Below are 5,956 nucleotides of genomic sequence, written 5' to 3'. Positions count from 1 at the left end.
TAAAGATTATGTGGTTATAATAGCAAAGAGGATACACCTGTTCCCATTCCGAACACAGAAGTTAAGCTCTTTAGCGCTGATGGTACTTGGTGGGCAACTGCCTGGGAGAGTAAGACGTAGCCACGTAATCTTTTTTTATTGCAAAAAATAATTTAAAATGTATATGAATCAAATAAATGGACATAATTATAATATAAAACTTAATAGAAATAAATGAATTACTCAATCTCCCCCATTTTATAAGACCTCTATCCCCCATAGAGGTCTTTGTTTTATGCAAAAATATATTTATAATAAATTCTTCAAAAATTCTTTGTATTAATCTAATAAGATAAGAAAAAATAAAATTATATAGAAAAAATATCAATTAATAGAGTGTTTCTATAAGTAAAATATAAAATCGATTGAAATCATGATACATTGGGTAAAATATGTAAAAATAATAAATATAAAAATATGATTTTTTAAATATAAAATGTAGGATATATATGGTATAATCATATTCATAAAGAACTAATGTTCGCAAAAGGAGTGAGATTGTTGGATTTTCAATTAAAATCTGATTTTAAACCTACAGGGGATCAACCACAAGCTATAAAGTCAATTATTAATGCAATAAATAATGATGAGAAATTCTCAACATTATTAGGCGTTACTGGATCGGGAAAAACTTTTACTATGGCAAATATTATACAAGAAGTAAAAAGACCCACATTAATACTTGCACATAATAAAACGTTAGCAGCCCAACTTTATAGTGAGTTTAAGGAATTTTTCCCAAATAATGCTGTAGAATATTTTGTAAGTTACTATGACTATTATCAACCAGAAGCATACGTTGCGCATAGTGATACATATATAGAAAAAGATGCAAGTATAAATGATGAAATAGATAAGTTACGACATTCAGCAACAGCATCTATATTAGAAAGAAGAGATGTAATAATAATATCATCAGTTTCATGTATATATGGATTAGGGGATCCAGAAGATTATAGAAAGCTTATGGTATCTTTAAGACCAGGAATGCAAAAAGATAGAGATGAAGTTATAAAACGTTTAATAGAGATACAATATGAAAGAAATGATATCAATTTTACAAGAGGTACATTTAGAGTAAGAGGGGATATATTAGAAATATTCCCAGCTAGCAATGATGAAAAAGCAATGCGAATAGAATTTTTTGGAGATGAAATAGATAAAATAACAGAAATAGATTATGTTACAGGTAAGATTGCAGGAGTTAGAAATCATATTGTAATATTCCCAGCATCTCACTATGTAACAACACCAGAAAGAGTAGAAAAAGCAATTATAGAAATAGGCAAAGAACTTCAAGAAAGAATAGATTACTTTAAAGAAAATGACAAGTTACTAGAAGCACAAAGAATAGACCAAAGAACAAGGTATGATATAGAGATGTTAAGAGAAATTGGATTTTGTCAAGGAATAGAAAACTATTCAAGGCATATAACAGGAAGAAATGCTGGTGATAAACCTTATACATTGATGGACTTCTTCCCAGATGATTATTTAATAATAGTTGATGAATCTCATGTCACAGTGCCTCAAGTTAGAGGTATGTATGCTGGAGATAGATCAAGAAAAGGCTCACTTATAGATAATGGATTTAGACTTCCATCAGCTTACGATAATAGACCTTTAAACTTTGAAGAGTTTGAACAAAATATAAATCAGATATTATTTGTAACAGCAACACCAGGCCCTTATGAAATTCAACATTCTTCAACTATAGCAGAGCAAATTATAAGACCAACAGGTCTACTAGATCCTATAATTGAAGTTAGACCTATAAATAATCAAATAGATAATTTAGTTAGTGAAATGAATAAAATAATAGAAAAAAAAGAAAGAGTTTTAATAACTACGTTAACTAAAAAAATGAGTGAGGATTTAACTAACTATCTAAAGGAAATAGGCATAAAAGTAAAGTATCTACACTCAGATATAGATACACTAGAGAGAATAGAAATAATAAGAGATTTAAGACTAGGAAAGTTTGATGTATTAGTAGGTATAAATTTACTAAGAGAAGGATTGGATATTCCAGAGGTTTCCCTTGTTGCAATATTAGATGCAGATAAAGAAGGTTTCTTGCGTTCAGAAACTTCTTTAATACAGACTATAGGCCGTGCAGCTAGAAATTCAGAAGGAAAAGTTATAATGTATGCAGATAAAATAACTAGGTCTATGGAAAGTGCAATAGAAGAAACAAAAAGAAGAAGAGAAATACAAACTTTATATAATGAAGAGAATGGAATAACACCAACAACTATCAAAAAAAGTGTTAGAGATATAATAGAAGCAACAAAGGTAGCTGATGAAGAAGTGGTATATGGAATTAAGAAAACGGATGATGTAGATGAAATTAAAAATAATATAACGACCTTACAAGCAGAAATGATGGAAGCAGCACAGAATTTACAGTTTGAAAGAGCTGCAGAACTTAGAGATAAAATTAAGCAACTAGAGGAAAGGATTAATGATTAGATGGAAGATAAAATCATAATAAAAGGTGCTAAAGAGCATAATCTAAAAAATATAGACTTAGAACTTCCTAGAAATAAGTTTATAGTATTTACAGGTTTATCAGGTTCAGGAAAATCTTCTTTAGCTTTTGATACTATATATGCAGAGGGTCAAAGAAGATACGTAGAAAGTTTATCTGCTTATGCTAGACAATTCTTAGGTCAAATGGAAAAGCCAAATGTAGAATATATAGAAGGGTTATCACCAGCTATATCAATAGATCAAAAAACAACTTCTAAAAATCCACGTTCTACAGTTGGTACAGTTACAGAAATATATGATTATTTAAGATTGTTATTTGCAAGAATAGGGCAAGTACATTGTCCTACGTGCGGTAAATTAATTAGCCAAATGACCATTCAAGAAATAGTAGATAAAATGATGGACTTTGAGGAAAGAACTAAGTTACAAATATTATCTCCAGTAGTTAGAGGGCAAAAAGGAACTCATAAAAAGGTAATAGAAAATATAAAAAAAGAAGGATTCGTAAGAATTAGAGTTGACGGTGAAAATTATGAAGTAACCGATGATATAGAATTGAATAAAAATCAAAAACACAATATAGAAGTTGTAGTAGATAGAATAGTAATTAAAGACGGTATAGAAGGAAGGCTTGCAGATTCTATAGAAACAGCAGTTAAGTTATCTGATGGACTTGTTATAGCTCAAATAATAGATGGTGAAGAAATACTTTACTCAACTAAATTTGCTTGTCCAGAACATGGAATAGGAATAGAAGAGTTATCACCAAGAATGTTCTCATTTAATAGCCCATTTGGAGCATGTGACACTTGTAATGGACTTGGAGAAAGTAAAGAAGTAGACCCAGATTTAGTCATACCTAATAAAGAATTATCTATAAAACAAGGTGCAATAGCTGCATGGGGTTCAGTAAGTGCGAGTGATGATACATATTATAGTAAAATGGTTCAAAGTTTAGCTAAACATTTTAATGTATCATTGAATACTCCATTTAAAGATTTACCAGACGATTTCATTCAAGAACTACTTTATGGACAAGATAATATAATGGTAGAATTTGTATTTGAATCTAAATTTGGAGGAACAAGACAATACAAAGCTCCGTTTGAAGGCGTAATAATAAACCTAGAAAGAAGATATAGAGAAACTAACTCAGAGTATTCTAGAGAAAAAATAGAAGAATATATGGGAGAAACACCTTGTCCAAAATGTAAAGGAGCAAGATTAAGAAAAGAAGTTTTATCAGTTTTAGTAGATAAAAAAAATATAATGGATGTTACAGATTTTTCAGTTAATGATCTTATAGACTTTATAGAAAATATAAATTTAACTGAAAAACAAAAATTTATAGGCCATGAAATATTAAAAGAAATAAAAGGTAGAGCATCATTCTTAAGAGATGTTGGATTAGATTATTTAAATTTATCAAGAAAAGCAGGAACTTTATCAGGAGGAGAAGCACAACGTATAAGACTTGCTACTCAAATAGGTTCTGCATTAGTTGGAGTTTTATATGTATTAGATGAGCCTAGCATAGGATTGCATCAAAGAGATAATGATAGATTAATAAGAACATTAAGACATTTAACAGATATAGGTAATACCCTTATAGTAGTAGAACATGATGAAGATACTATGAGAGAATCTGATTATGTAGTTGATATAGGACCTGGAGCAGGAGTTCATGGTGGAGAAATAGTTGCACAGGGAACTCTTGAAGAAATATTAGAAAATCCAGATTCTATAACAGGTCAATATTTAAGTGGCAAAAAACAAATACACATACCAGAGGAAATTAGAGAAGGTAATGGAAATTATATAGAGATAGTTAAAGCAACTGAAAATAACTTGAAAAATCTAAGTGTTAAATTCCCTTTAGGGAAATTTACTTGTATAACTGGAGTATCAGGTTCAGGAAAGAGTACATTAATAAATGATATATTATACAAAGGTATTGCGGGAAGAATAAATAAACTTAGAGAAAGACCAGGAAAGCATAAAGAAATAAAAGGTATAGAAAATATAGATAAAATAATAAATATAGATCAAAGCCCAATAGGTAGAACTCCTCGTTCAAATCCAGCTACTTATACAGGTGTATTTGATATGATAAGAGATTTATTCGCAGCAACTAATGAAGCTAAAGCTAGAGGTTATAAAAAAGGAAGATTTAGTTTCAATGTAAAAGGTGGAAGATGTGAAGCTTGTAAAGGTGATGGAATTATCAAAATAGAAATGCATTTCTTGCCAGATGTATACGTACCTTGTGAGGTTTGTAAAGGTGAAAGATACAATAGAGAGACTTTACAGGTTAAATACAAAGATAAAACTATATCAGATATATTAGATATGAATGTAGAAGAAGCTTTTAATTTCTTTGAGAATATACCTAATATAAAGCGAAAGCTAGAAACATTAATGGATGTAGGGCTTTCTTATATTAAGTTAGGTCAACCTTCAACACAATTATCAGGTGGAGAAGCGCAAAGAATAAAATTAGCATCAGAATTGAGTAAAAGACCTACTGGAAAGACTTTATATATATTAGATGAGCCAACAACAGGACTTCATATGGCTGATGTAGATAAGTTGATTCATGTACTTCAAAGACTAGCTGATACAGGAAACAGTATAGTAGTTATAGAACATAATTTAGATGTAATAAAAACTTGTGATTATATAATTGACTTAGGTCCAGAAGGTGGAGATAAAGGTGGAAAAATAGTAGCAACTGGAACACCTAAAGAAGTATCTAAGGTAGAGGATTCTTATACAGGAATATTTTTAAAAAAATATTTTGAGTAAGCAAAAAATTTACTTTGATAATGTCGCCAACGACCTCAAATATATTTGCCCACACGAGGCTTAAAAAAGAGGTCCGTTACTTAAGCTTAGAAGTTGGGAATTATATTTATCCATAAACTATATAAAATATAATTTCTTTCAATATAAAAGTAGTGCCTAAATTAAAAGGCACTACTTTTATTTATATTATATAGTATTCCCGTTTGCAACTAATTCTTTTTCATACTCAGCTAGCTCAGATTTAGAACAATATATAAAGTGACCAGGTCTTATTTCAACCCATTCAGGACTTTCAGTAGAATAGTCATGCATATCAGGGTCATACTTTATACGAACTCTATCCTTTTCATAATCTGGGTCTGGAAGAGGTATTGCTGATAATAATGACTTAGTATAAGGGTGTAGTGGATGTTCATATAACTCATCGGCAGTAGTTAATTCAACTAACTTACCTCTGTGCATAACACCTATCCTATCACTTATATACTTAACCATTGAAAGGTCATGGGCTATGAATAAATAAGTAAGACCATTTTCCTTTTGTAATTTTCTAAGAAGATTAACAACCTGCGCTTGTATAGAAACATCAAGTGCAGATATAGGTTCATCGGCAATTATA

2 protein-coding genes, 1 rRNA gene and 1 pseudogene are annotated in these 5,956 nt (G+C 30.1%); 3 read left to right on the top strand and 1 reads right to left on the bottom strand.

What is annotated here, in order from left to right:
* The first annotated feature begins 9 nt into the window (after positions 1–9).
* The 3 genes from rrf to uvrA all read left to right on the top strand — a co-directional run bounded on the left by rrf (position 10) and on the right by uvrA (position 5,337).
* Positions 10–126 (top strand): 5S ribosomal RNA (gene rrf / locus VLM92_RS00280).
* A gap of 390 nt (positions 127–516) precedes the next feature.
* The gene (gene uvrB, locus VLM92_RS00275; protein ID WP_414708135.1) at positions 517–2,511 is read left to right on the top strand and encodes an excinuclease ABC subunit UvrB; all 1,995 of its coding nucleotides are present in this window, start codon (positions 517–519) and stop codon (positions 2,509–2,511) included.
* Positions 2,512–5,337, top strand: a complete 2,826-nt coding sequence (gene uvrA / locus VLM92_RS00270) for an excinuclease ABC subunit UvrA (RefSeq protein ID WP_325274353.1) — start codon at positions 2,512–2,514, stop codon at positions 5,335–5,337. It abuts the gene before it with no gap.
* A 186-nt stretch (positions 5,338–5,523) separates the two neighbouring features.
* Here uvrA and VLM92_RS00265 read toward each other — a convergent pair.
* Positions 5,524–5,956, bottom strand: a pseudogene (locus VLM92_RS00265) (ABC transporter ATP-binding protein); the annotation flags it as partial.

Source organism: Romboutsia sp., from assembly GCF_035470145.1.
GTDB lineage: Bacteria > Bacillota > Clostridia > Peptostreptococcales > Peptostreptococcaceae > Romboutsia_D.
This window is presented reverse-complemented; position numbering and strand designations above follow the sequence as displayed.

What these genes read in the sequence shown, in the direction of transcription:
- uvrA (WP_325274353.1), top strand. Translation starts at nt 2,512, where the DNA reads ATGGAAGATAAAATCATAATAAAAGGTGCTAAAGAGCATAATCTAAAA.
- uvrB (WP_414708135.1), top strand. Translation starts at nt 517, where the DNA reads ATGTTCGCAAAAGGAGTGAGATTGTTGGATTTTCAATTAAAATCTGAT.